General features: G+C 70.8%; 22 protein-coding genes. 6 read left to right on the top strand and 16 right to left on the bottom strand.

All coding sequences use genetic code 11. The features are described 5' to 3' along the window. Nucleotides 1-128 precede the first annotated feature (128 nt). From VGU65_RS10485 to VGU65_RS10475, 3 genes are all read left to right on the top strand, one after another. The gene (locus tag VGU65_RS10485; RefSeq protein WP_327475447.1) at nt 129-836 is read left to right on the top strand and encodes a hypothetical protein; all 708 of its coding nucleotides are present in this window, start codon (nt 129-131) and stop codon (nt 834-836) included. Nucleotides 837-901: 65 nt separating this feature from the next. Continuing rightward, on the top strand, nt 902-1,723 hold the full coding sequence (locus VGU65_RS10480; protein WP_327475446.1) for a transporter: 822 nt from the start codon (nt 902-904) through the stop codon (nt 1,721-1,723). Between the two features lie 175 nt (nt 1,724-1,898). After that, nucleotides 1,899-2,768: a DUF72 domain-containing protein gene (locus VGU65_RS10475; protein WP_327475444.1), complete on the top strand. Its 870-nt coding sequence runs from the start codon at nt 1,899-1,901 to the stop codon at nt 2,766-2,768. Nucleotides 2,769-2,785: 17 nt separating this feature from the next. Here VGU65_RS10475 and treF read toward each other — a convergent pair whose 3' ends face one another. The 7 genes from treF to bioB form a co-directional block, all read right to left on the bottom strand. Next, complete coding sequence (gene treF / locus VGU65_RS10470) at nt 2,786-4,378, bottom strand: alpha,alpha-trehalase TreF (protein ID WP_327475443.1); 1,593 nt, start codon at nt 4,376-4,378, stop codon at nt 2,786-2,788. Further along, nucleotides 4,375-5,217 (bottom strand): SDR family NAD(P)-dependent oxidoreductase, encoded by an 843-nt coding sequence (locus tag VGU65_RS10465; protein WP_327475441.1) that lies wholly within the window; start codon nt 5,215-5,217, stop codon nt 4,375-4,377. Before VGU65_RS10465 ends, treF begins: the two co-directional genes overlap by 4 nt. 80 nt (nt 5,218-5,297) lie before the next feature. After that, nucleotides 5,298-6,176: a malonyl-ACP O-methyltransferase BioC gene (gene bioC, locus VGU65_RS10460; protein ID WP_327475440.1), complete on the bottom strand. Its 879-nt coding sequence runs from the start codon at nt 6,174-6,176 to the stop codon at nt 5,298-5,300. After that, nucleotides 6,173-6,946, bottom strand: a complete 774-nt coding sequence (gene bioH / locus VGU65_RS10455; RefSeq protein ID WP_327475439.1) for a pimeloyl-ACP methyl ester esterase BioH — start codon at nt 6,944-6,946, stop codon at nt 6,173-6,175. Before bioH ends, bioC begins: the two co-directional genes overlap by 4 nt. Next, on the bottom strand, nt 6,943-7,698 hold the full coding sequence (locus VGU65_RS10450; RefSeq protein WP_327475437.1) for a sulfurtransferase: 756 nt from the start codon (nt 7,696-7,698) through the stop codon (nt 6,943-6,945). Before VGU65_RS10450 ends, bioH begins: the two co-directional genes overlap by 4 nt. A 26-nt stretch (nt 7,699-7,724) precedes the next feature. Next, nucleotides 7,725-8,927 (bottom strand): 8-amino-7-oxononanoate synthase, encoded by a 1,203-nt coding sequence (gene bioF, locus VGU65_RS10445; protein ID WP_327475435.1) that lies wholly within the window; start codon nt 8,925-8,927, stop codon nt 7,725-7,727. A gap of 127 nt (nt 8,928-9,054) precedes the next feature. Continuing rightward, the gene (gene bioB, locus VGU65_RS10440) at nt 9,055-10,056 is read right to left on the bottom strand and encodes a biotin synthase BioB (RefSeq protein WP_327475433.1); all 1,002 of its coding nucleotides are present in this window, start codon (nt 10,054-10,056) and stop codon (nt 9,055-9,057) included. Nucleotides 10,057-10,195: 139 nt separating this feature from the next. Between bioB and VGU65_RS10435 the strand changes: the two genes are divergently transcribed. Both VGU65_RS10435 and VGU65_RS10430 read left to right on the top strand, forming a co-directional pair. Next, nucleotides 10,196-10,402 carry a hypothetical protein gene (locus VGU65_RS10435; protein ID WP_327475431.1) on the top strand — a complete coding sequence of 69 codons (207 nt, stop codon included), beginning with the start codon at nt 10,196-10,198 and terminating at the stop codon, nt 10,400-10,402. Nucleotides 10,403-10,414: 12 nt separating this feature from the next. After that, nucleotides 10,415-11,134 carry a ComF family protein gene (locus VGU65_RS10430; RefSeq protein WP_327475429.1) on the top strand — a complete coding sequence of 240 codons (720 nt, stop codon included), beginning with the start codon at nt 10,415-10,417 and terminating at the stop codon, nt 11,132-11,134. 218 nt (nt 11,135-11,352) lie between these two features. Here the strand turns inward: VGU65_RS10430 and ubiA are convergent, their stop codons facing one another. Both ubiA and VGU65_RS10420 read right to left on the bottom strand, forming a co-directional pair. Then, nucleotides 11,353-12,246 carry a 4-hydroxybenzoate octaprenyltransferase gene (ubiA, locus tag VGU65_RS10425; protein WP_327475494.1) on the bottom strand — a complete coding sequence of 298 codons (894 nt, stop codon included), beginning with the start codon at nt 12,244-12,246 and terminating at the stop codon, nt 11,353-11,355. A 217-nt stretch (nt 12,247-12,463) separates the two neighbouring features. After that, nucleotides 12,464-12,634: a hypothetical protein gene (locus tag VGU65_RS10420; protein ID WP_327475427.1), complete on the bottom strand. Its 171-nt coding sequence runs from the start codon at nt 12,632-12,634 to the stop codon at nt 12,464-12,466. Between the two features lie 188 nt (nt 12,635-12,822). On the opposite strand from VGU65_RS10420, the gene VGU65_RS10415 reads away from it, so the two are divergent. Next, entirely contained in the window at nt 12,823-13,914 is a 1,092-nt protein-coding gene (locus VGU65_RS10415; protein WP_327475425.1) for a GGDEF domain-containing protein, read from the top strand. Between the two features lie 212 nt (nt 13,915-14,126). On the opposite strand, the gene VGU65_RS10410 is transcribed toward VGU65_RS10415, so the two are convergent. The 7 genes from VGU65_RS10410 to VGU65_RS10380 form a co-directional block, all read right to left on the bottom strand. Continuing rightward, the gene (locus VGU65_RS10410; protein ID WP_327475423.1) at nt 14,127-14,306 is read right to left on the bottom strand and encodes an acetolactate synthase small subunit; all 180 of its coding nucleotides are present in this window, start codon (nt 14,304-14,306) and stop codon (nt 14,127-14,129) included. 32 nt (nt 14,307-14,338) lie between these two features. After that, nucleotides 14,339-15,685 (bottom strand): threonine synthase, encoded by a 1,347-nt coding sequence (thrC, locus tag VGU65_RS10405; RefSeq protein WP_327475421.1) that lies wholly within the window; start codon nt 15,683-15,685, stop codon nt 14,339-14,341. Beyond that, nucleotides 15,682-16,635: a homoserine kinase gene (locus VGU65_RS10400; RefSeq protein ID WP_327475419.1), complete on the bottom strand. Its 954-nt coding sequence runs from the start codon at nt 16,633-16,635 to the stop codon at nt 15,682-15,684. Before VGU65_RS10400 ends, thrC begins: the two co-directional genes overlap by 4 nt. Continuing rightward, nucleotides 16,632-17,783, bottom strand: coding sequence for a homoserine dehydrogenase family protein (locus VGU65_RS10395; protein ID WP_327475417.1), 1,152 nt, complete (start codon nt 17,781-17,783; stop codon nt 16,632-16,634). Before VGU65_RS10395 ends, VGU65_RS10400 begins: the two co-directional genes overlap by 4 nt. A 405-nt stretch (nt 17,784-18,188) precedes the next feature. Beyond that, entirely contained in the window at nt 18,189-20,171 is a 1,983-nt protein-coding gene (locus VGU65_RS10390) for a bifunctional 2',3'-cyclic-nucleotide 2'-phosphodiesterase/3'-nucleotidase (RefSeq protein WP_327475415.1), read from the bottom strand. An 81-nt stretch (nt 20,172-20,252) separates the two neighbouring features. Beyond that, nucleotides 20,253-21,410 (bottom strand): N-acetylglucosamine-6-phosphate deacetylase, encoded by a 1,158-nt coding sequence (nagA, locus tag VGU65_RS10385; protein ID WP_327475413.1) that lies wholly within the window; start codon nt 21,408-21,410, stop codon nt 20,253-20,255. Further along, complete coding sequence (locus tag VGU65_RS10380; protein ID WP_327475411.1) at nt 21,407-22,441, bottom strand: SIS domain-containing protein; 1,035 nt, start codon at nt 22,439-22,441, stop codon at nt 21,407-21,409. The genes nagA and VGU65_RS10380 overlap by 4 nt, the downstream gene beginning before the upstream one ends. Between the last annotated feature and the right edge of the window lie 46 nt (nt 22,442-22,487).

The raw sequence follows: 22,487 nt of genomic DNA, 5'->3' as shown, positions 1-22,487 counted from the left end.
CGCTGAACGATGGCCTGCCGCAACCCTTGCGTGCGTGCCTGACGAAGCGAAGGATGCGCCGTCCCGATCACCGCAACAGGCAGGAGGTTGCCTCCGGCGATCGGATCGTCCACTCACTGGAGAGTGCCATGAACGCACGTGCCTTCACGCTTCCCATCCTTACCGCGGCCTTGCTCGCGGCGCTTGCCCTCACTCCGGCGATGGCACAGACCACACCCGCCAGCGACACTCGTGCGGCGCAGCAGCTGGCCAGCCAGTTCGATGCGTTCGCCGGCTCCGACACCAACGCGCACGCGCTGGTCAACGGCCTGCGCAGCGGCAGCGAAATCACGCTGGAGCAGACCACCACCGCGACCGACGGCACCAAGACGACTACCCAGACCACCTTCCAGCCGGTCACCGGCGCGCTGGGCTACGGCAACGTGAAGATCGCACTGTCGCTTGCCGAGGCGAGCCTTGCCGGCGCCGGCATCACCGATCCCACCGCCGCCGAAATCGCCGCTGCGCTCAACGGCGGCACGCTCACGCTGCAGGACGGCACCACCGTCGACCTCAAGGGCGTGCTCGCCGAACGCGCCGCCGGCGAAGGCTGGGGCCAGATCGCCAATGGCATGGGCGTCAAGCTCGGCGACGTGATGCGCTCGCCCAACGCCGCCACTCATGCCGCGGTCAAGGTGGAGCGGGTGACGTTCGCCCAGGGCCATGTGGTCGACCATCCGTCGGCCGCCCAGCATGTCGCCCGCGTCGACCGGCCGGAGCGTCCCGAGCGCCCGAGCCGTCCGGAACGCCCCGATCGCCCCGATCGCCCGGACCGCGCCGGTCGTCCAGGCGGCTGATTTTCTCCTGCGGCGCCGGCAGCCGTCGGCGCCGCGATTCCCACGACACACAGGAAAGACATTGCATGCGTAGCACCTTTTGCGCGGTGGGCCTGGGCCTGCTGCTGTTCGGCGCCACCGCCGCCCATGCCGACGATGGCCGCTTCAGCGTCGGCGCGGGCGCCAACTACAGCACCGGCAAGTACGGTACAGACACCTCCACCGACATCTGGTCGGTTCCCGTCACCGCCGGATGGCAGGACGACCGCTGGACGCTCAAGCTGACCGTGCCCTACATCAGCATCAGCGGCTCCGGCGACGTCATCCCGGGTACCGGCGCCGTCAGCAACGGCAATCCGCACGGCCGTGGCCGCGGTGCGGGCGGCAATGGCGGCAACGGCGGCGCCGCCGTCGGCACCGGTTCGGCCTCGGGCCTGGGCGACATCGTCGCGTCGGCCGGTTACGAGCTGCTCTCCAGCGCCGACCACAGCGCCGGCCTGGACCTCACCGGGAAGATCAAGTTCGGCACCGCCGACGAGAACAAGGGCCTGGGCACCGGCAAGAACGACTACGGCCTTGCGCTGGACGCATACAAGGTCAGTGGCGACTGGACCGTCTTCGGTGGCGTGGGCTGGATGAAGTACGGCAGCTCCCAGTACATCAGGCTCAAGAACGGATTCAACGCGAACGTCGGCGCGGGCTTCAAGGTCGGCCAGGCGGACGATGTCGGCGCCTATTACTACTATCGCGAGAAGATCGCCGAAGGCGGCGCTGCCCAGAGCGAGCTGACCGCCTACTGGAACCACAAGATCGGCGACAACTGGCGGCTGCAAAGCTACGTGATGGGTGGTCTGGCCAACGGCAGCCCGGACTGGGGCGTAGGCGCCACCGCCAAGTACCTGTTCTAGAGCGCTGGCACTGCCAGCACCCGGGACGCAACACCCAAGGCCTCTCCCGCTCGCCTGGCGGGAGGGGCCATGCCATCCGCGGCCAATCTCCGCGCGACGCGGCGACCGGTGCATCACCACGCGCTCACCACGCATGCGCTTGCATCGCCGTCGGTCCGTCATGCGGTAGGACGCGATGGCAAGACTGCGTATCGGCATTTCTGGCTGGCGCTATGCGCCCTGGCGCGGCGTGTTCTATCCGAAGGACCTGCCGCAGCGCGCCGAGCTCGAGTACGCCTCGCGCCAGGTGGCAAGCATCGAGCTGAACGGCTCCTTCTACAGCCTGCAGCGCCCCTCGAGCTACGCCTGCTGGAACGCCGCCACGCCGCGTGGCTTCGTGTTCGCGGTGAAGGGGCCGCGCTTCATCACCCACATCAAGCGGCTGCGCGACATCGACGGCCCGCTGGCGAACTTCCTCGCCTCCGGCGTGTTCGAGCTGGGCCCGAAGCTCGGACCGATCCTGTGGCAATGCCCGCCCAGCCAGCGATTCGACGAGCCGCTGTTCGACGCCTTCCTCGCCGCGCTGCCGCGCGACACGAACCAGGCCGCCGTGCTGGCGCGGCAACACGACGACCGGCTCAAGCACGGCGCGAGCGTCAATCCCGATCGCCGTCGACGCCTGCGCCACGCGTTGGAGATCCGCCACGAAAGCTTCGCCTGCGAAGCCTTCATCGCCCTGCTGCGTCGTCATGGCGTGGCGCTGGTGGTGGCCGACACCGCCGGCCGCTGGCCGTACCTGGAGGACGTCACCGCCGACTTCGTCTACCTGCGCCTGCACGGGGACCAGAAGCTCTACACCAGCGGCTACAGCGACGAGGCGCTGGAGCGCTGGGCCGCGCGTATCCGCGCCTGGTCGCAGGGCGGCGAGCCGCCGGATGCGGTGCGCGCCAGCGCGGTAGCGCCGCGGCGGCGCGCCAACCGCGACGTCTACTGTTACTTCGATAACGACGCCAAGGTGCATGCGCCGTTCGACGCAAAGTTGCTGATGCGCAAGCTGGGCCTTTAGCGGGCCGGCGCAAGGCGTTACTTGCGGCTCGCCGCCTTGGCCTGGTTCGCCTCGTGCCGCGGATCCTCGTGCAGCAGCCGGCGCGTCACGCCGTTGGTCCAACCGAAACCGTCCTGCAAAGGGTACTCGCCGCCGCCACCGCCCTCGGCGTTGTCGCCGTCGTGGGTGATCACATATTTCTCCACCAGCTTGCTCTGCTGCTTGTACAAGCTGCCGACGGTCTTCAGCCAGCGGCAGGCGATGTCATCGGCGAGCGCAATGTCGTAGTTGCGCAAGCCGCGGATGGCCATCCAGTGCAGAGGCGCCCAGCCGTTGGGCCGGTCCCACTGTTGGCCGCTCTCGAACTCGCTGGTGCCCAGGCCGCCGTCGCGCAGCAGGCGGTCCTTCAGCGCCTGGGCCGTGCGCCGAGCCTGCCCGGCGCTGGCCAGGCCCACGAACAGCGGTACTGCGGCCGCGGTATTGAGGGACTCGCGCGGCTCGTTCCGCTGCCAGTCGTAGTCGAGGTAGGCGCCGGCCTTCTCGTTCCAGAACAGCCGTTCGATCGTGGCCTTGCGCGCCTCCGCGCGCTGCTGGAATTTCTCCGCTTGCTTGCGCTGGCCGATGGCGTGGTTGAGCAGGCGGATCTGCCGCTCCAGCTTGTAGAGGAAACTGTTGAGATCCACCGGCAGGATTGACGTGGTGCGGATGGTGGAAAGCTCGCCGCCGTCGCACCAGCGGGAACTGAAGTCCCAGCCCGATGCCGCACCCGCGCGCAATTCGCGATAGACCTGGTGGGCGGGACGCTTGGACTGGCGCGCGGTCAGCACGTCCTCGCGGTAGGCTTCCTCGCGCGGCGAATCGCGGTCGTCCCAATAGCGGTTGAGCACGCTGCCGTCGTCCAGGCAGACGCAATGGCGGCGCGTGTCGCCGGGGCGGAGTTCCTCGGCACCGGCCATCCAGTAGTTGTATTCCTTGCGCAGGCGCGGCAGGTACTCGACTGCCTGGCACACGCCGTGCGCCTCGAACAGCTCCACCATCAGCGCGAACACCGGCGGCTGCGAGCGGCTCAGGTAGTAGGTGCGGTTGCCGTTGGGCACGTGGCCGTAGGTGTCGATCAGGTAGGCGAAGTTGTTCGCCATCGACGCGAGCAGGTCGCCTCGGCCGCTCTCGGCCAGCCCCAGCATCGTGAAGTAGGAATCCCAGTAATACAGCTCGCCGAAACGGCCGCCCGGCACCACGTAGTCGTTGGGCAGCGGAAGGATCGAGGCGTTGGGCGGATGCTGGTGCGGTTGCCGGGTCAGCACGTCCCACAGGCTGTCGATGTGATCCTTGAGCGACTGGCCCGGCGGCGACACATAGTGGCTGGTGTGTATCTTGGGTGGGTCGAAGTGTTCATGCACGAACTGCGCGAGATCGAAATCGTCTCCGTCGCAACGGTTGCGGTAGTCCTCCAGGATCCGTTCGGGGTCGCCGCGCGGCACGCAGTCGACGAAGGTCTTGCTGTCGGCGAACACGCCGCCCATCTGCACCGCGACGAACAGCTCCTGGTAGCGGTCGGCTGGCGTGAGGGTGTCGGCCCGGGGGACGCTGGCGGCCTTCTCCTCGTTGCGACGCTTGGCCTCGCCGCTCATTGCTCGGTGTAGTTCCACAGCAGGCCGCCGTCGACGTAGAGCGTGCTTCCGGTCATGTACGCGGCATCGTCGCCGGCGAGGAAGGCAACCGCGCCGGCCACGTCCTCGGGCGAGCCCAGCCGCTTGAGCGGAATGTTCTTGAGCAGCGCCTGCATCAGCGCCGGGTCGCCCATGAGGTGCGCGTTGATAGGCGTCTTGATCGCTCCGGGGGCGATGTTGTTGACCGTGATGCCCAGCGGGGCCAGTTCCACCGACAGGTTGCGCATCAGCATCTTCAGGCCGCCCTTGCTGGCGCAGTAGCTGGCGAAGTGCGGGAAGGGCAGCTCCTCGTGCACCGAGCTGATGTTGACGATGCGGCCGCCGTTGCCGCGGTCACGCACGTGGCGGGCGAAGGCTTGGGTGAGGAAATAGGGGCCCTTGAGATTGACATGCATCACCAGGTCGTAGTCGGCCTCGGTGGCGTCGATGAAATCGGCCCGCCGCTCCACCCCGGCGTTGTTGACCAGGATGTCGATGCGGCCCAGGCGCTCGACCGTCTCGGCGATCACGCGCTGGTCGTCCTCCACCTTGCCGACGTCGCCGGCGATCAGCACCGCGCGGTCGCAACCGGCGGCTTCCACCTCCTTGAGCGTGCCTTCGGCGCGGTCGTTGGCGGCGCGATCTTCGACTGCCACCGCCGCACCTTCCTGCGCCAGCCGCAGCGCGATGGCGCGGCCGATGCCCTGCGCGGCGCCGGTAACCAGCGCGACCTTGCCTTGGAGCCCCATCGCGGTGCCCTTGGAAGTGATGAGGTCGCCCAGACTAGGCCGGTGCGGGTGAAGATTGCGCTTATCGCGCACCAGCACAACGCTTCGCCGACGGCCGCGCACGCTTCAGCGCAATGCCTTATTCAACGGACACCGCTGGCGGACGAAGATGCCTAGCGACGCCGCGAGCCGCGCAGGCTCGACAGCGAGAATGTGGCGATCTCGCCTTCGGGCGTGCGCCGGGCCTGGCCGGGCGGCGGGCCCCAGGCGTGCGCGGTGACCACTTCCCAGGTGGCCGGGATGCGCCCGTCCACGCGCATCGCCTCGTAGGCGGCGAGCATGGCGCGGTAGTGCGACTTGCCGGTGAGGTGGCGCTCGCGCGCGCGGTCGGCGTGGGTGGCGCCCAGGCCCTTCAATTCCTTCAGCAGCGCGCGCGGCTCGCTGTAGGTGAGCGTGTAGCGGGCCACGTCCAGCACCGGGTCGCGCAGGCCGGCGTTGATCATCGCGTCGCCCACGTCGTGCATGTCCAGGAAGCGGCTGACGTGGGAGTGCTCGTCCACCGACGCCCACGCCGCGCGCAGTTCCTTGAGCGTGTCCGGGCCGAAGCTGGAGAAGGCCAGCAGGCCGCCGGGCCTGAGCACGCGCACGCATTCGCCGAACAGCGCCGGCAGATCGTCGATCCACTGGAAGCACAGGTTCGAGTGCAGCACGTCGACGCTGCGGTCGGGCAGCGGCAGGGCGGTGGCGTCGCCGCAGACGCGCTGGAACGGGCGCAGCAGGCCCTGGTGCCGGCGCGCCGCGTGCAGCATCGGCTGGGCCATGTCGACCGCGATGACCTGCGCCTTCGGGTAACGCCTCTTGAGGAGTGCCGTGCCGCGGCCGGTGCCGGCGCCGACGTCGAGCACGCGCTCGGGCGCCTGCAGATAGAAGTCCAGACGGCCGAGCAGGTCGGCCTGGACTTCGCGCTGCAACGCGTCGTGTTGCTCGTAGCTGGCGGCTGCGCGGGCGAAGTTGCGGCGCACGCGGCTGCGGTCGAGATGGAACGCGCTCATGCCGGGGTTTCCGTGAACAGGGGCTCGAGCGCCGCGGTGACGGCGTCTGCGTGGCCGATGAAGGGGGCGTGGCCGGCATGCGGTACTTCCACGAAGCGGCCGCCGCACTGCGCAGCCGACCAGGCCATGGCCGTGGGCGGCACCAGCCGGTCGCGACGCCCGGCGATCCATACGCTGGGCACCTGCAGCCGGGCCAGGCGGTCGCGCAGGTCGCTGCGCTCGAGCAGGCCGATGCCTTCCTGCAGCACGCGCAATCCCGGCTCGCCGCGTTCGAACACTTCCGCGCGCAGGCGGCGCAGCTCGGCCTTTGGATCGGCGCTGCCCATCGCCTCCAGCGCCAGGAAGCGCTCGATGGTGGCGTGGTAGCCGGTTTCCAGGTCCAGCGCCAGCTGGTGCACCAGGGCGGCGTCGCTGCCGTGCGGCCAGCTTTCGTCGCGCACGAACTTCGGCGTGGCGCAGAGCATCGCCAGGCCGCGCACGTGGGTGGGATCGTCCAGCGCGCCGGTGAGCGCGACCAGGCCGCCCAGCGACCAGCCCAGCCAAGGCGCCGGCGGCGTGGCCGCGGCGATCGCCCGGGCAATGGCGTGCGGCTCCAGCGGCAGCCCGCAATGGCGCGAATGACCGTGGCCGGGCAGGTCGACGACGTAGAGCGTGCAGCGGTCGGCCAGTGCCTCGATCAACGGCGCGAAGATGCCGCCGTGCATGGCCCAGCCGTGGATCAGCACCAGCGGCTGCGGGCCGTGGCCGAGCGGGTCGATGTGCAGGGTCATGCGGCGCTCTCGGTTTTCACTGCAGGCAGTGCAGTGGGCTGCAGGTCCTTGTCGACCGCGCCGCGCCCGTCGAACACGAAGCAACCGCCTTCCCAGTGGCTGCCGTCCGTCTCTTCCAGGTACTTCAGGATGCCGCCCTCGAGCTGGAACACCTCGCCCACGCCCAGCGCGGACAGGTGCAGCGCGGCTTTCTCGCAACGGATGCCGCCGGTGCAATACGAGACCACGGTCTTGCTTAGGTAGCGTTCGCGATCGGCCAGCACAGCGCCGGGCAGGGCGGTGAAGCTCGCGATGCGGTAGTCGATGGCGCCGGTGAAGCGGCCGACATCGGTTTCGTAGGCGTTGCGCGTGTCCAGCAGCAGCACCTCGCGGCCGGCGTCGTCACGGCCCTGGTCGAGCCAGCGCTTGAGCGTGGCGGGATCCACCGCGGGTGCGCGCCCTTGGTGTGGCGCCACCGGCGCGCGCAAGGTGATGATCTCGCGCTTGATTCGCACGCGCAGGCGGCCGAAGGGCACCGTTTCGGAGAGCGATTCCTTCACCGGCAGGTGGGCGAAGCGCGCATCCTCGCGCAGCCAGTCGAGGAACCCGTCCACGCTCTCGCGCCTACCGGCGAGGAACAGGTTGATGCCCTCGGGTGCGAGCAGGATGGTGCCCTTGAGCGCCAGCGCCTCGGCGCGCGCTTGCAGGACCCCACGCAGCGCGGACAGGTCCGCGAGCGGAACGAAACGGTAGGCGGCGACGTTGACGATCATGGGAGACGGCGACGGTGAGCCGGCGATTATACCGGCCGGTCGCCGATGGCCCGCGGCAGCGCCGCCAGTGCGTCGAGCAGGCGGTCGACGTGCTCCTCCTCGTGCGCGGCGCTCAGCGTGATGCGCAGGCGCGCCTGGCCGGCCGGCACGGTGGGCGGTCGGATCGCGCCGACCAGCAGGCCGCGCGCCTCCAACGCCTTTGCTGCGGCCAGCGCGGAAGCGGCATCACCCAGCAGCAGGGGCTGGATCGGCGTGTCCGAGGCGGCCAGTGGCAGGCCCAGCTGCGTGGCGCCGTCGCGGAAGCGGGCGATCAGTGCGGCGAGCCGGTCGCGCCGCCAGCCGTCCGTGCGCGCCAGCCGAACTGCCGCGAGCGCAGCGGCGGCCAGCGCGGGCGGCATCGCGGTGGTGTAGACGTAGGTGCGTGCGAACTGGATCAGGCCCTCGATGAGCGGCGCCGGTCCGGTGACGAAGGCGCCATGTGTGCCCAGCGCCTTGCCCAGTGTGGCCATCAGCACCGGCACCTCGCGCATCCCCAGGCCAGCCTCGGCGACGCTGCCGGCGCCTTCGGGGCCGAGCACGCCCAGGCCATGCGCATCGTCGACCATCAGTGTGGCGCCGGCGCGCCGGCACAGCGCCGCCAGTTCGCGCAGCGGCGCGCGGTCGCCGTCCATACTGAACACGCCGTCGGTGGCCAGCAGCGCGGCCGCCTGCGGGTCGCCGGCGAGCTGGCGTGCGGCCGCCGCCGCATCGCCATGCGGATAGCGGCGCAGCGTGGCACCGGCGAGCGCGGAGCCATCGAGCAGGCAGGCGTGGTTGAGCTTGTCCTGCACGCACAGGTCGCCGCGGCTCAGCAGCGCCTGCATCACGCCCAGGTTGGCCATGTAGCCGGTGGAGAACAGCAGCGCTCGTTCGCGCCCGGTCCACTCGGCCAGCGCTTCCTCCAGTTGCGCGTGCTCGCGGCGGTGGCCGCAGACCAGGTGCGCGGCAGTGCTGCCCACGCCTTCGTCGTCGGCCACGCGCTTGAAGGCAGCGATCAGCTGAGGGTGCCGTGCCAGGTCCAGGTAGTCATTGGAGCAGAAGCAGATCAGGCGGCGGTCGCCGATCTCCAGCCAGGGGCCCTCGGCGTGGGCGACGGTGCGGGTGCGTCGCAGCAGATCGGCGTGCGCGCGTTCGGACGTCTGGATGGCCAGGCGTTGCAGCAGGCTGGCACGCGCGACTCCCTCCCCCACGGCGGCGCCGGGAGGAAGGGCTGGGGAAAGGGAAGCTTTTGCTTTTTCGGTGGTCATGAGTGGGCCAAAAGCCTCCCCCTCTACCGGCCCTCCCCCGCTGACGGGAGGAGAGGGAATGGATATGGCATCAGGCAGGTTCGCAGATGTCGGCGTGCACCGTGCCCGAATGCTCGACGATCTCCAGCGGATGCAGGTCCAGCCGCGCGAACAGGGCCCGGTCTGCGTCGACGTCGGGATTGCCGGTCGTCAGCAGCTTCTCGCCGTAGAAGATCGAATTGGCGCCGGCGTGGAAGCACAAGGCCTGCACCGCTTCGTCCATCTGCTGGCGGCCGGCGGACAGGCGCACCATCGAGGCGGGCACCAGGATGCGCGCCACGGCGATGGTGCGCACGAACTCGAACGGGTCCAGCGCGGCCGTGCCGTGCAGCGGCGTGCCCTCGACCTGCACCAGCCGGTTGATCGGCACCGACTGCGGATGCTCGGGCAGGTTGGCCAGCGCCTGCAGCAGGCCGGCGCGCTGCTCGCGGGACTCGCCCATGCCTACGATGCCGCCGCAACAGGTCTTCAGGCCCGCCTCGCGCACGTGGCCGAGCGTGTCCAGCCGGTCCTGGTACTCGCGCGTGTGGATGATCTGTCCGTAGAACTCCGGCGCGCTGTCGAGATTGTGGTTGTAGTAGTCCAGCCCCGCCTGCTTGAGAGTGCCTGCCTGTTCGCCGGTCAGCATGCCCAGCGTGGCGCAGGTCTCCAGGCCCAGCGCCTTCACCGCGCTGACGATCTGCGCCACTTTGGCCACGTCGCGGTCCTTCGGGTTGCGCCAGGCCGCGCCCATGCAGAAGCGGCTGGCGCCGGCGTCGCGCGCGGCCCGCGCGCGTTCGAGCACGGCTTCCACGCTCATCAGCTTTTCGGCCTTCACGCCGGTCTGGTAGCGCTGCGCTTGTGGGCAGTAGGCGCAATCCTCCGGACAGCCGCCGGTCTTGATCGAAAGCAGTGTGGACACCTGGACTGCGTTCGGGTCGTGGTGCGCGCGGTGCACCGTGTGCGCGCGATGCAACAGGTCGTTGAACGGCAGTGCGAACAGCGCGGCGACCTCCGCACGCGTCCAGTCGTGGCGGATGGGAGAGGCGCTCATGCAGGAACTCCGCGGGGAATGGGACAGTGTGGAAGCGCCTCCGGGGTGTGTCAACCGAACGGCATGCGATTCTGGTTGACGGGGCGGAGCCCGTGCCGTCCGCTACCATCACGCGGACCACTTCCAGCGGAGAGCCACGATGAGCGCAGGGCAGGGCAGCACCGGCAACGTGATCGCCGCGGTGTGCAGCTTCTTCATCCCGGGATTGGGCCAGCTGGTGCAGGGGCGGCTGCTCAAGGCGATCCTGATGTTCGTGCTGGCGATCGCTTTGTGGATCGTTTGGATGGGGTGGCTCATCCATCTGTGGTCGATCCTCGACGCGGCCCTCTACAAACCCGGGGAGTGATCACCGATGCGCATGGATGCGCCACTGCAGGCATGGCGCCGGTTGAACCGCTGGCTGCTGCCATGGCGCTGCCTGCTCTGCGGGGACGCTGGTGCGGACAGGCTGGACCTGTGTGCGGCATGCGCCGCCGAGCTTCCCCGCAATACCCGCTGCTGCGCGCGCTGTGCACTGCCGCTGGCGAGCCCTGCCGCCCTGTGCGGCGCCTGCCAGCGCAGGCCGCCGCCGTGGGACGCGGCCTGGGCACCGTTCCGCTATGGCTGGCCGCTGGACCGGCTGGAGGCGCGCTTCAAGTTCGGCCGCGACCTGGCGGCCGGTCGCGCGCTGGCCGAACTGTGGCGCCGTCTGCCGTCGCCGGCCGAGCAGCCTGCGCTGATCCTGCCGGTACCGCTGCACCGTGCCCGCCTGCGCCAGCGCGGCTACAACCAGGCGCTGGAGCTGGCTCGGCCGCTTGGCCGCAGTCTCGGCGTGCGGGTGCGGTACGGCCTGCTGGTGCGTGCCCGCGCCACCGCGGCGCAGAGTGAACTGGATGCGGCCGCGCGCCGGCGCAACGTGCGCGGCGCCTTCGCCGTGCGCACCGGGCACGCGTTGCCCTCCCACGTGGCCGTCCTCGACGACGTCATGACCACCGGTGCCACCCTGGCCGAATGCGTCCGCGCGCTGAAGCGCGCCGGAGCGCAGCGCGTGGACGTGTGGGCGCTGGCGCGGGCGCCCACACCGGGTCGATCGGGCTAGCGGCCATCTGCCGGGTGCTGGTGGTGCTGGCCGCTCTCACGCACCGGCGAGCCCAGGCGTCCTCATCGCGTGGCGGTCGTCTATTTCCTCCCAGGAAGCCCACTGACGCCGACGAGTGGTCGCCACCGCGGTCACCGAGATCTTCGCCAGCGGCGGCCCGATCGCGCCCGCCGGCGATCCCCGCCCTGGGCACCCGCGGCTGGATGGCTGCTCAGGGCCTATTTCACCGCCAGCGCCAGCACGATGCCCACCCACAGCGTGAGTCCCACCCAGTTGTTGTGGCGGAAAGCGGCCAGGCAGGCGTCGCGGTCGCGGCGGCGGACCAGCCACAGCTGCCAGCCGAACAGGCCCGCGGCGGCAAGCAGGGCCAGCCAGTAAGGCCAGCCCAGCGCGGCGCGCTGGCCCACGAACAGCATGGCCAGCAGGAAGGTGCCGATCAGCATCCCGAGGATCGGCACGTCGGCATCGCCGAACAGGATCGCGGTGGACTTGGCTCCGGCCTTTAGGTCGTCGTCGCGGTCGACCATCGCGTACTCGGTGTCGTAGATCACCGACCACAGGATGTTGCCCAGGAACAGCAGCCATCCGAGTGGCGGCACGGTGCTCGACACCGCGGCGAAGGCCATCGGGATGGCCCAACCGAACGCCGCGCCCAGCACCACCTGCGGCAGGTAGGTCCAACGCTTGGTGAACGGATAGACCGCCGCCAGTGCGGCGCCGGCGAAGGACAGCCTGATCGTCAGCACGTTGGTGAACAGCACCAGCACGAAGGCGAAGGCCAGCAACGCGCCGAACACGACCAGCGCCTCGCGCGGGCTCACCCTGCCGCTGGCGATCGGCCGCCCCGCGGTGCGTGCCACCTGCGGATCGAGCTTGCGATCGGCGTAGTCGTTGATTGCACAGCCGGCCGAGCGCATGGCGAACACGCCCAGCGTGAAGATCACCAGCGCGCCCCAGGGCGGAAAGTCGCCCGCGGCCAGCCACAGCGCCCACCAGGTCGGCCACAGCAGCAGCAGCGCGCCGATCGGGCGATCCATGCGGGTGAGCACGAGATAGTCGGTCGCCCTTTCGCGCCAGCGGGGCGGCAGCGGGCGCAGCAGTGCGTCGAGCACGCGGGTGGCGCGGGTGGAACTGTCCGCCGGCCGGACCGGCGTTGCAGGGGCCGAGGAGGTGCGCGGCCTGGCCGCCGGCGGTTGCGTGCGGCGCTGGCGCTTGCGGGAAGGAGGAGCCATGCGCGGGAGTTTAGCCCGGCGGCCCGCGGCGATGGCTGACGCCCCGCACGCTGCCTGCTCTCCGGCCGTACCGGGGGCGTCCCTGGAGGGACTCCTATTACAGCGGCGGCGGCTCCAGCGGATCGTCCCGTTCCAGCGGGCTGCCCAGGGGATCGCTGTCGGCGTCGCGTGCAGGGTTGGCGCTGCCAGGGCTGCGGATCTCCTCGTCGGGCCGCATTTTGCCGGGCTGCGCGATCGGCGGCTCCGGATGCTGGGGGTTGTTGGGCATGACAGGCTCCATCGGATGGGTGCACCAGCCTTGCGCAGGCGCCGTCAAGCGCGTGCAAACGGGCCGGTCCGGGCAGCGGGCGCGGGCAAGCTCAAGTGTCCACACCCGCCGGCCGATACAACCGGCGATCCGCCGCACGCCGGCGGGCTGCGCCGGGAGACGGCATGTCCGTGGCATACGAGGTTGGAATGCAAGAAGCGAGCGGCCTGGCACGGGCGCTGCCGGTGGCCTCCCTGCTGCCGCGGCCGGTCCCGTTGCAGGCACACGCCCGGCTGCTCGATTCGGTCGCTTCCTTCACCCACCACCGCGACATCGATGCGCTCGACCACAGCCTGGCGTTGTCGCTGGCGGAGCTGGCGCCAGCGCGCGAGGTGCTGCTGTGCAAGCGTGCGGCGGATGGCCGCCGGCTGGAAAGCCTGGTGCGCTGCGTCGCCGACGCGACCGGCGAGTTCGCCGTCGGCGCGTGCGACCCGGACGAACGGGACCCTTCGCTGCAGCCGGTCTGGCACTGCATGGACAGCCAGCGCAGTCACGTCGTGGCCGGCGAGGACAGCTGCCATCGGCTGTACGTGCCGATCCTGCACGAAGGCCGCGCGCTGGGGGCGCTGCAGCTGGAGAGCCACTCCACGCTTGACGGCGCGCGCGCGCTGGCGGAGGGCTTCGCGCGGATCTACGCCAACTACATAACCCTGCTCAACGAGAGCGAGCGCGACAAACTGACCGGCCTGTACAACCGGCGCACCTTCGAGCGGCACCTGCAACGGATGTTCCGACCGGTCGCCGTCGCGCGCCGGCCGCAGGAACGCCGCGCGCCGGGCCCTGGTACCCCGGCGGTGTGGCTGGCGATCTTCGACATCGACCATTTCAAGCGCATCAACGACACCTACGGCCATATCTACGGCGACGAAGTGATCCTGCTGCTGGCGCAGCAGATGCGCACCTGCTTCCGCCAGGACGACGTGCTGTTCCGCTTCGGCGGCGAAGAGTTCGTGGTGCTGCTCAGCGGGCACGACGAGGCGGAAGTGCGCGGTGCCCTGGAGCGCTTCCGCGAGCGCGTGGCCAACTGCGTGCTCCCGCAGGTAGGCCGCGTGACCGTGAGCGTGGGCTATGCGCTGGCGGCAGCGGGCGACTATCCCGAATCGGTGATCGACCGTGCGGACAAGGCGCTCTATTACGCCAAGGAACACGGTCGCAACCGCACCTACGGCTACGAGCAGCTGGTCGCGCGTGGCGACTTGGCGGCGGAGGCGGTGAGCACCGGCAGCGTCGACCTGTTCTGAACGCCCCGATGGCACGCCCCCGGCCCTTCCACCGTCGGGGAGAGACTCGGCGTGGGCAACGAGTTCCCGAACTAGCGGGCCATTGCATCGGCGTCGCCCGCTTGCACGCCGACCACGCACACCTTTGGTCACCGCCGTTCCGTCATGCGCGCGCGTCCGGCGCGTGTTCGACCTCCAACACGTCGACCAGCCGGCGCGCCTTGTGCACCAGCCTATCCAGCGGGCGTCGCCGCGCACTTCCAGCACCATCCGTGCGATCGCCGGAACGCCGGATCGTCGGTGGCGCACACGCTGAGCGCGTCGATGTCGCAGCTGCGGGTGGCAAACAGTCCCGCCACGCGCAACGGCGTGTCCGCCTCGTTCTGCAACAGGACGGAAAGCGTGCGCGGCATGACGCGACCGGCCCGGGCGCGTCAGGCACTTTCTATGACGGTTCGTTCCATGCATCGGTGCGGCCGTCTGGACATCCGGGCGTCCGCAGCCATTGCATGAGCGAGCCGTCCTCTGCTGGCATCGGCGCTGCCTGTGACGGGCGATGGAGCATCGCGCCGAGTGCAGGTGGCACGGCGACGGGTCGGCCGAGCAGGGGCTCCAGCACGGTTTCGAACTTGGCCGGATGCGCGGTGGCGACCACCGCCCATGCCCGGCCGTCGCACGCGGGTTCGCGATCGAGCACGGCCAGCGCGGCGGCCGTGTGCGGGCAGACGAGTTCGCCATGCTCGCGGGCGTGGCGAAGCAGGGTGGCGCGCAGGGTGGCGTCGTCGAAGCCGTCGGCGCGCAGGGCGCGGCGCAGGGCATCGTCATCGCCGTGCCAGGTCCAGCGCAGGCGCTCGAAGTTGCTGGGTGCGCCGACGTCCATGGCGTTCGCGATCGTGGCGACGGCCCCGCGCGGCCGATAGTCGCCGCCGGCGAAGAACTCCGGCAGGGTGGCGTTGGCATTGCAGGCCAGGCGCACCTCGCCGATGGGCAGGCCCATGGCGCGCGCCCACAGGCAGGCCAGCGCGTTGCCAAGGTTGCCGGTGGGCACGATGAACTGCAGTGGCGTGCCGTGCCTGCGCCACCAGCCGAGCGCGGCGTGCGCGTAGTAGCTCATCTGCGGCAGCAGGCGGCCGAGGCTGATGCTGTTGGCGGAGCTCAGCGGCACCTCGCGCTGCAGGCGAGCGTCGTTGAGCGCGGCTTTGACCATGCGCTGGCAGTCGTCGAAGCTGCCGGCCACGCGCAGGGCCTGCACGTTACCGCCGAAGCTGCCCAGCTGGTGGGCCTGGCGAGGCGAGACGCGGCCATCGGGATAGAGGATCGCCACGCGCACGTCCGTCTGGCCGTGGAACGCCGCGCCGACGGCGGCGCCGGTGTCGCCTGAGGTAGCGACCAGCACGGTCAGGGGCGGCGCGTCCTTATCTCGCAAGCGGCGCAGGCAGGCGGCGAGGAAGCGTGCGCCGAAATCCTTGAAGGCGGCCGTGGGGCCGTGGAACAGCTCCAGCAGCAGCGCGTCGGGCCGGGCGAGCGGGCGCAGCGGTGCGTCGAAGGTGAAGACCTCGGCGCAGATCGCGGGCAGTGCGTCGGCGAGCGGGTCACCGGCGAAAAAGGGCGCCAGCAGGGTGGCGGCGGTGGCGGCGAGATCGCCGTGCGGCTCGAAGGCGGCCGGGGCGATCGTGGGCAGCCGCTCGGGTACATAGAGGCCGCCGTCGGGCGCCAGGCCGGCAGCGATCGCTTCGCCCAACCCGGCGGCAGGCGCCTGGCCGCGCGTGCTCAGGTAGCGCAGCGCCCTCATGCCACCAGTTCCGCGCCGGGGCCGTCGATGGGTCCGACCAGTACGTCGCTGGCCAGGCCGGCCTCGGCGAAGGCCGCATGCATCGCGGCGGCGGCCGCCTGGGCGGACGGCTCGTCCTCGAACCAGCCGAACACGCTGGGCCCGGCGCCGGAGATGCTGGCGCCCAGCGCGCCGTGGTCGAGCGCGGCCTGCTGCACGCGGGCGAAATGGGGCACCAGCGGCGCGCGGCGCGGTTCGACCAGCACGTCCTTCAGGCCCTCGCGCACCAGCGCGGCGTCGCCGCGCCAGCAGCCTGCGATCACCAGCGCCAGGTTGGCGCTCTGCGCCACGAACTCGTGCAAGGCGTAGGCGCCGGCCAACGCCTCGCGCGCCTTGCGCGTCTCCAGCACGTAGTGCGGATGCACCAGTGCGCAGTGCCAGTGTGCGGGTACCGGGATGCGCACCAGCCGCGCGGCGGTGGCCAGCACCAGCCCGCCGAGCAGCTGCGGGCCGACGTTGTCGCCGTGGCGGCCGCCGCTGGCCACCGCCTCGCCGTCCATGGCGAAGCCATATAGCGCCTCGCGCGGCAGGGGTTGGTCCAGCAGCGCGTTGGCGGCGACCAGCGCGGCCACGCAGGAGGCGGCCGAACCGGCCATGCCCGAGCCCAGCGCGATGCCCTTGTGCAGGGTGAGCTCGAAGCCGTGCTCGAGCTTCAGCGCCTGGCGCAGCGCGATCAGCGCGGCGCCGGCGGTATTGCGTTCGGCCGCCAGCGGCAGCTCGCGCACCACGCCTCCGATGGCGGCGATGCGCACCAGCGGTTCGTCGATGCGCCTCACCCGTGCGCGGTCGCCGGCACCGGCCAGGGTATGGCCGAGGATGTCGAAGCCCACGCCCACGTTGCCCACGCAGGCGGGGGCGAAGGCGCTGGCGATGCGGACGGACGACATGGGCGGTTCCTCGATGATGTTCATGCGCGCGCTCCCTGGGCTTCGGCGATGCGCAGCACGTCGGCGAACACGCCGGCTGCGGTGACCTGCGGTCCGGCGCCGGGGCCTTGCACGATCAGCGGATTGTCGCAGTAGCGGGCGGTGCGCAGTTGCACCACGTTGTCGGTGAGATGCGTGTGCGCGAACGGATGCCCCGCGGGGAGCAACTGGAGCCGGACCTTCGCATGGCCGTCCGCGTCCAGGCTGGCGACGTGGCGCAGCACCCCACCGGCCGCGCGCGCCTGCCCCAGACGCTCGGCCAGTGGCGCGTCAATCTCGGCCAGGGCGCCCTGGGCGAGCCGCGCCAGGAACGCATCGGGCGGGAGCGAAGCCAATGCCGCCGGCACCAGGCTTTCCACCTCGACCTCCTGCAGCGACAGCGGCCAGCCGGCCTCGCGGGCGAGTATCACCAGCTTGCGCGCGACATCCGTGCCGGCGAGGTCCTCGCGCGGGTCCGGCTCGGTGTAGCCCAGCGCGTGGGCCTGGCGCAGCAGCGTGGAGAACGGTTGTGTCCCGTCGTGCCGGTTGCACAGCCAGGCCATCGTGCCTGAAAACATGCCGTCGATGCCCTGCAGCGTGTCGCCGGTGTCGAGCAGGTCGCGCAGGGTCTGGATCACCGGCAAGCCGGCGCCGACGGTGGCCTCGTAGCGCCAGCGGGCCGAGCCGGCGGCGGCGGCGTCGCGGATGGCCTCCCAGCGCGCGAGCGGGCCGCTGCCGGCGAGCTTGTTGGGCGTGACCACGTGCAATCCCGCCGCCAGCCAGCCCGCATAGCGGTCGGCGATAGCCTCGCTGGCGCTGCAATCGACCAGTACCGCGATTCCCTCGATGCCGCGCACGTGGTCGGCGAAGGTGTCCAGCTCGGCGGGTCGCCAGACCTGTGCGCCGCTGCGGCGGTTCAGTTGCGGATCGTCGCAGTCGAGCCACATGCGGTTGCGGGTCGCCACGCCGCGCAGCTGCAGCGCGAGCCCCGCATGGACGGCGAGCCGGTCGCGTGCCATGCACAGCTGGTCGAGCAGTGCGGTGCCGACCCGCCCGGGGCCGATCACGCCCACTCCCAGCGGGCGGGCGGCAGGCCGGATGGCCGCATGCGGCCGCGGGATCGACGATGGGATCGGTGGCGCGAGGATGTCCATGTAAGCCTCCTGGTGGAGGCCCCTGGGCCCGTGCGACGGATCGGATGGATGCTGCAGCCCGGCCCGCCTCATCGAGGGCGGGGCCGTTGCGGGATGAAACCTATGCGCGCACGGTCACCCACCCGGACCGGGTAGTGGTCGTGGTGGTCATGGTCGTGGCGTTGGTGTGCCGCACGCTGGCGCCGGCCCACGCGGCAACCCCCGGCAGGGCCGGGGCGAAGGGCGGGCGAGCGTGGGTGCACAGCGGCGACATGCGGGCGACCTTAGCGAGCGCGGCGCGGCGGCGTCAATCGAGCGGATGTGAAGTGGACGGAAGGCTCCGGCGCGAGCGCTGCCCAGCCACCCATCGGCAGCCTCCCCGCCCGGCGAGGGAAGGACCGCGCGTGGATGCAGCCGCGCCGAGCTTCAGCGGGCGAGGTCGATCGCGTAGGTCGCCGTGCCGTCGCCGTGGTCGCGCAACTGCGTAATGCCCTTCAGGTCGTCGGCCGTGGCGATCGCCTGCTTGCCGCTGGCCGCGGTGAAGGTGATCGGACCGCGGGCCTTCAGCGGCGCGAAACGCCAGGCGTTCGCGGGCAGCGCCGTGCGCTCGAGCGTACCGGTGCGCTTGAGCCAGGCGGCGACGATCTCGCGCACGCCATCCTGCGAGGCCAGCACGGTGTTGCTGCCGTCCAGGCCGGGGAAGTTGCCGCCGCCGCTCGCGCGGTAGTTGTTGGTGGCGACGATGAAACTCTGCCCCGCCGAGACCGGCTTGCCGCGATAGCTGAGCGACACGATGCGCCGGCCCGCCGGGCGGGCGACGTCGATCACGTAGGCCAGGTCGCCCTGGATCTGATCGAAGTTGAAGCCCGGCATGCGCGTATTGATCAGCGGTTGCTCGCCGGCGCCGGCCGGATCGATGCGGTTGAAGCGCTCGGCGGACTTCTCCAGCCACGCCTTCAGGCCGGCGCCATCGATCTTCACCGCCGCCAGCGTGTTCGGATAGAAGTACAGGTCCGCCGCGCTGCGCAGGGTCAGCGGCCCGGCCGCCACGTCGGTGTAGTCCTCCGGGCCACCGAAGCCGGTGCGGAAGGCGGCCGCGGCCGAGAGCACCGGCACGCCGGCCAGTTCGGGATGCAGCTTGGGCAGCTCGCGCTCGACATAGTCGCGCTGCGCGGCGTTGACCACCGCAAGCGCGGTCATGTCGCCCTCGTCGGCGAAGTAGCTGGTCAGGCGCACCGTGCTCTGGCCGATCGGCGTGTCCACGTAGGCCACCGCGGCGGCGTGGGCCTTGGCCACCAGCGGGGCGATCGCCGGGTCGGCGGGTACGCACTCGTTCTTCTTGGGGCAGATCGGGCGCACTTCGCTGCGGGTGTCGGCACGGTCCACGACCCAGCGGCCGCCGGTGCGCGCGAGTGCGAGCTTGATGACCCCGAGGTCCTTACCGAAGAAGCCGCCCATCACCGCCGGCTTGCCGCGCACAAAGCCGCGCACGGCGTCGACGTCCGCCATGCCGGCGTAGTGCGGCCCGGGGAACTCGGTGTGCGAATGGCCCAGCAGCAGCACGTCGATGCCCGGCACGCCGGCCAGGTACCAGCCGCCGTTCTCCATCTGCGGGGTGTAGGGATGGGTGTCCAGGCCGCCGTGCAGGATCGCCACCACCAGGTCCGGGTGCTGCGCCTGGATCTGCGGCAGGTAGCGCTGCGCCGCCTCGACCACGCCGCTGACGGTGACCTTGCCCTGCAGGTTGCGCTGGTCCCACTGCAGGATCGGCGGCGGCGTGAAACCGATGATTGCCACCTTCAGCGGCGCCCGGATGCGGCTGCCGTCGCTGGTGTAGGCCTCGATGGTCTTGTCCACCATCGTCCATGGCTTGAACACCGGCTGGCCGCTGTGGGCGTCGAACACGTTGGCCAGCACCAGCGGAAAGTGCGGTCCGGCGCAGCGCGGCGTGCGCTTGCCGCCGATGTCCATCGGCGTGCCGGTCACCTGCGAGAGGAACGGCAGGCCGTAGTTGAACTCGTGGTTGCCGGCGGTGCCGCCGTCGTAGCCAAGCACATCCATGGCCTGGTAGATCGCCAGCTCCTGATCGCAGCCGACGGGCGAGACCAGCGCTTGGTAGTCGGCCAGTACGGTGCCCTGGATGGTGTCGCCGCTGTCGAACAGGAAGCTGTTGGGAAACTCCGCGCGGGCGCGGCGGATCAGCGTGGCGGTGCGCTCGTAGCCGACGCTGGGATCGTCCTTGGCCTTGAAGTAGTCGTAGCCGAGGACGTTGGAATGGACGTCGGTGGTCTCCAGGATGGCCACGTCCGCGCGCGCTCCCTCCGGCGCCATGGTTGGGCGGGACGCGCTGCCGGCGCAGCCGGCGAGCAGGGCGGTGGCGAGCAGGAGGAACAGCGGGCGCAACGACATCGGGGGCAACATCCGGCGGACGACAGGGCGGGCAACGTAGCAGATCGGTGCGACGAAACGGCACCGTCCGCGCCGCGTCCCTTACATGGCGACGGGATGGCGCTCTCCGCCGATCCAGGTCTCGCGCACCATCAGCGCGTCGTCCAGCACGGCGAAGTCGGCCCTCTGGCCCGGGGCGATGCGCCCGTGGGTCTGTTCCAGGCCCAGCCATTCGGCCGGATAGGCGCTGGCCATGCGCGCGGCCTCCGGCAGCGTGAGTCCGAGCAGGTTGACGCTGTTGCGCACGGCGCTGGCCATGTCCAGTGCGCTGCCGGCGAGCACGCCGTCGTCGCTCATGCAGATGCCGTCGCGGGCGGTGATGGTCTGGCCGTTGAGCACGTAGTCGGGCCGCGAGCCGCCTACCGGCGGCATCGCGTCGGTGACCAGCACGCACTTGCCCGGCGGCTTGGCGTTGATGGCGATGCGCAGGCTCGCCGGATGCACGTGGTGGCCGTCGACGATCAGGCCGCACCAGCTTCCCGCATCGTCCAGCGCCGCCCCGACCACTCCTGGCTCGCGGCTGGTCAGCGGGGTCATCGCGTTGTAGAGGTGGGTAAAGCCGCATACGCCGGCATCGAGCGCGGCGCGGGTGGTGGCGTAGTCGGCGGCGGTGTGGCCGGCGACCACGCGCACGCCGGCCGCGGCCAGGCGCGCGATGAACGAGAGCTCCACCCGCTCGGGGGCGAGCGTGAGCATCACCACGCCGCGGCGCTGCGCGGTGAGCGCGAGCAGGTCGTCGGCGTCCGGTGCACGGAACAGCGAGGCATCGTGGATGCCCTTGCGAGCCGGCGCCAGAAACGGCCCCTCGACATGGATGCCCAGGATACCGGGCACGCCCTGCGCGATCGCCGCATCGACCGCATCGAGCGCGGTGCGCATCTTGCGGGCGGTGTCGGTAATCAACGTGGGCAACAGGCCGGTGGTGCCGTAGCGGCGGTGCGCGATGGCGATGCCACGCAGCGTGTCGACGGTGGGCGCGTCGTTGAACAGCAGTCCGCCGCCGCCGTTGACCTGCACGTCGATGAAGCCCGGCAGCAGCAGCGCGCCGGCAAGGTCGTGGCGCTGCGCCTCGCGCACGCGCGCGTCGTCATCGGCAGCCAGCGCGAGCACGTGGCCGTCGCGTACCAGTACGGCCACGTCGTCGCGCAGGCCGTCTTCGGTCAATACCCGACCGTTGAGCAGGGCGAGCAGGGGCTTCATAGCGTCTCCGTGACCTTGCGCAGATGCGGCGGCACGTCCGGATCGTAGCCGCGCGCCAGTGAAAGCCCGCTGGCGGCCCGGTAGAAGCTCTGCACCGCGACCAGCGGCGTGGTGATCGCCGGCACGCCGGCCGGCATCGGCAACGCGTCGGGGCCGCTCACGCCGGGCGCGGCCACCCACACCCGCGCGCCTCGCGCGCGGAACTCGGCGGCCAGGTCCAGGGTGTTCTCCAGCGTGCCGTCCTCCTGCGCAAGCACCAGTACAGGGAAACCTTCGCCGACCAGCGCCATTGGTCCATGCCGAACCTCCGCCGCGCTGAACGCCTCGGCGTGCAGGCCGCAGGTCTCCTTGAACTTCAGCGCCGCTTCCAGCGCCGCGCCGAAGCCGTAGCCGCGGCCCACCACGAACAGGTTGTGCACCGTGCGCAGGCCCTCGCCGAGCGGGCGCCAATCCATGTCCCAGCCCTGGCGCAGGTCGCCGGGCAGGCGGTCGAGCGCGGCATGCAGCGACTCCTCGCCGCTCCAGCAGGCGGCCAGCTGCAGCACCGCGGACAGGGTGGCGAGATAGCTCTTGGTCGCCGCCACACTCCGCTCGGGACCGGCGCGCAGCGGCACCACCGTATCGGCCATACGGGCGAGCGGGGAATCCTCCACGTTGACCAGCGCCAGCACCTGCGCACCGGCAGCGCGCGCGGCCTCGGCGCTGCGCAACAGGTCCGGACTCTTGCCTGATTGCGAGACGGCGACGAACAGCGTGTCCTGGAGATCCAGCGGTGCGTCGTAGATCGAGCTGACCGAGGGCGACGCGGAGGCGGTGACCACGCCCAACCGCGTCTCGAACACGTATTTGGCATAGGCGGCCGCATGGTCGGAGCTGCCGCGCGCGCAAGTGACGATGCAGCGCGGCGGCCGTGCGCGCAGCCGCTCGCCCAGCGCGGAAAGCAAGCCGGCGTTGGCGTCCAGCTGGTGGGCGATCACGTCGGCGGCGGCATGCGCCTCCTGGTACATCAAGGTGTCGTCGGACGATTTCATGGGGAGTCCGCAAAAGCGTGGTGGTGTTCCCTTTCCCGCCGGGAGA

Origin of the sequence: Frateuria sp., assembly GCF_035943815.1 — a bacterium.
In the GTDB taxonomy this organism is placed as follows: domain Bacteria; phylum Pseudomonadota; class Gammaproteobacteria; order Xanthomonadales; family Rhodanobacteraceae; genus Frateuria_A.
This window is presented reverse-complemented; position numbering and strand designations above follow the sequence as displayed.

What these genes read in the sequence shown, in the direction of transcription:
- VGU65_RS10485 (WP_327475447.1), top strand. Translation starts at nt 129, where the DNA reads ATGAACGCACGTGCCTTCACGCTTCCCATCCTTACCGCGGCCTTGCTC.
- VGU65_RS10480 (WP_327475446.1), top strand. Translation starts at nt 902, where the DNA reads ATGCGTAGCACCTTTTGCGCGGTGGGCCTGGGCCTGCTGCTGTTCGGC.
- VGU65_RS10475 (WP_327475444.1), top strand. Translation starts at nt 1,899, where the DNA reads ATGGCAAGACTGCGTATCGGCATTTCTGGCTGGCGCTATGCGCCCTGG.
- treF (WP_327475443.1), bottom strand. Translation starts at nt 4,378, where the DNA reads ATGAGCGGCGAGGCCAAGCGTCGCAACGAGGAGAAGGCCGCCAGCGTC.
- bioC (WP_327475440.1), bottom strand. Translation starts at nt 6,176, where the DNA reads ATGAGCGCGTTCCATCTCGACCGCAGCCGCGTGCGCCGCAACTTCGCC.
- bioH (WP_327475439.1), bottom strand. Translation starts at nt 6,946, where the DNA reads ATGACCCTGCACATCGACCCGCTCGGCCACGGCCCGCAGCCGCTGGTG.
- VGU65_RS10450 (WP_327475437.1), bottom strand. Translation starts at nt 7,698, where the DNA reads ATGATCGTCAACGTCGCCGCCTACCGTTTCGTTCCGCTCGCGGACCTG.
- bioB (WP_327475433.1), bottom strand. Translation starts at nt 10,056, where the DNA reads ATGAGCGCCTCTCCCATCCGCCACGACTGGACGCGTGCGGAGGTCGCC.
- VGU65_RS10435 (WP_327475431.1), top strand. Translation starts at nt 10,196, where the DNA reads ATGAGCGCAGGGCAGGGCAGCACCGGCAACGTGATCGCCGCGGTGTGC.
- VGU65_RS10430 (WP_327475429.1), top strand. Translation starts at nt 10,415, where the DNA reads ATGGATGCGCCACTGCAGGCATGGCGCCGGTTGAACCGCTGGCTGCTG.
- VGU65_RS10420 (WP_327475427.1), bottom strand. Translation starts at nt 12,634, where the DNA reads ATGCCCAACAACCCCCAGCATCCGGAGCCGCCGATCGCGCAGCCCGGC.
- VGU65_RS10415 (WP_327475425.1), top strand. Translation starts at nt 12,823, where the DNA reads ATGCAAGAAGCGAGCGGCCTGGCACGGGCGCTGCCGGTGGCCTCCCTG.
- VGU65_RS10410 (WP_327475423.1), bottom strand. Translation starts at nt 14,306, where the DNA reads ATGCCGCGCACGCTTTCCGTCCTGTTGCAGAACGAGGCGGACACGCCG.
- thrC (WP_327475421.1), bottom strand. Translation starts at nt 15,685, where the DNA reads ATGAGGGCGCTGCGCTACCTGAGCACGCGCGGCCAGGCGCCTGCCGCC.
- VGU65_RS10400 (WP_327475419.1), bottom strand. Translation starts at nt 16,635, where the DNA reads ATGAACATCATCGAGGAACCGCCCATGTCGTCCGTCCGCATCGCCAGC.
- VGU65_RS10395 (WP_327475417.1), bottom strand. Translation starts at nt 17,783, where the DNA reads ATGGACATCCTCGCGCCACCGATCCCATCGTCGATCCCGCGGCCGCAT.
- VGU65_RS10390 (WP_327475415.1), bottom strand. Translation starts at nt 20,171, where the DNA reads ATGTCGTTGCGCCCGCTGTTCCTCCTGCTCGCCACCGCCCTGCTCGCC.
- nagA (WP_327475413.1), bottom strand. Translation starts at nt 21,410, where the DNA reads ATGAAGCCCCTGCTCGCCCTGCTCAACGGTCGGGTATTGACCGAAGAC.
- VGU65_RS10380 (WP_327475411.1), bottom strand. Translation starts at nt 22,441, where the DNA reads ATGAAATCGTCCGACGACACCTTGATGTACCAGGAGGCGCATGCCGCC.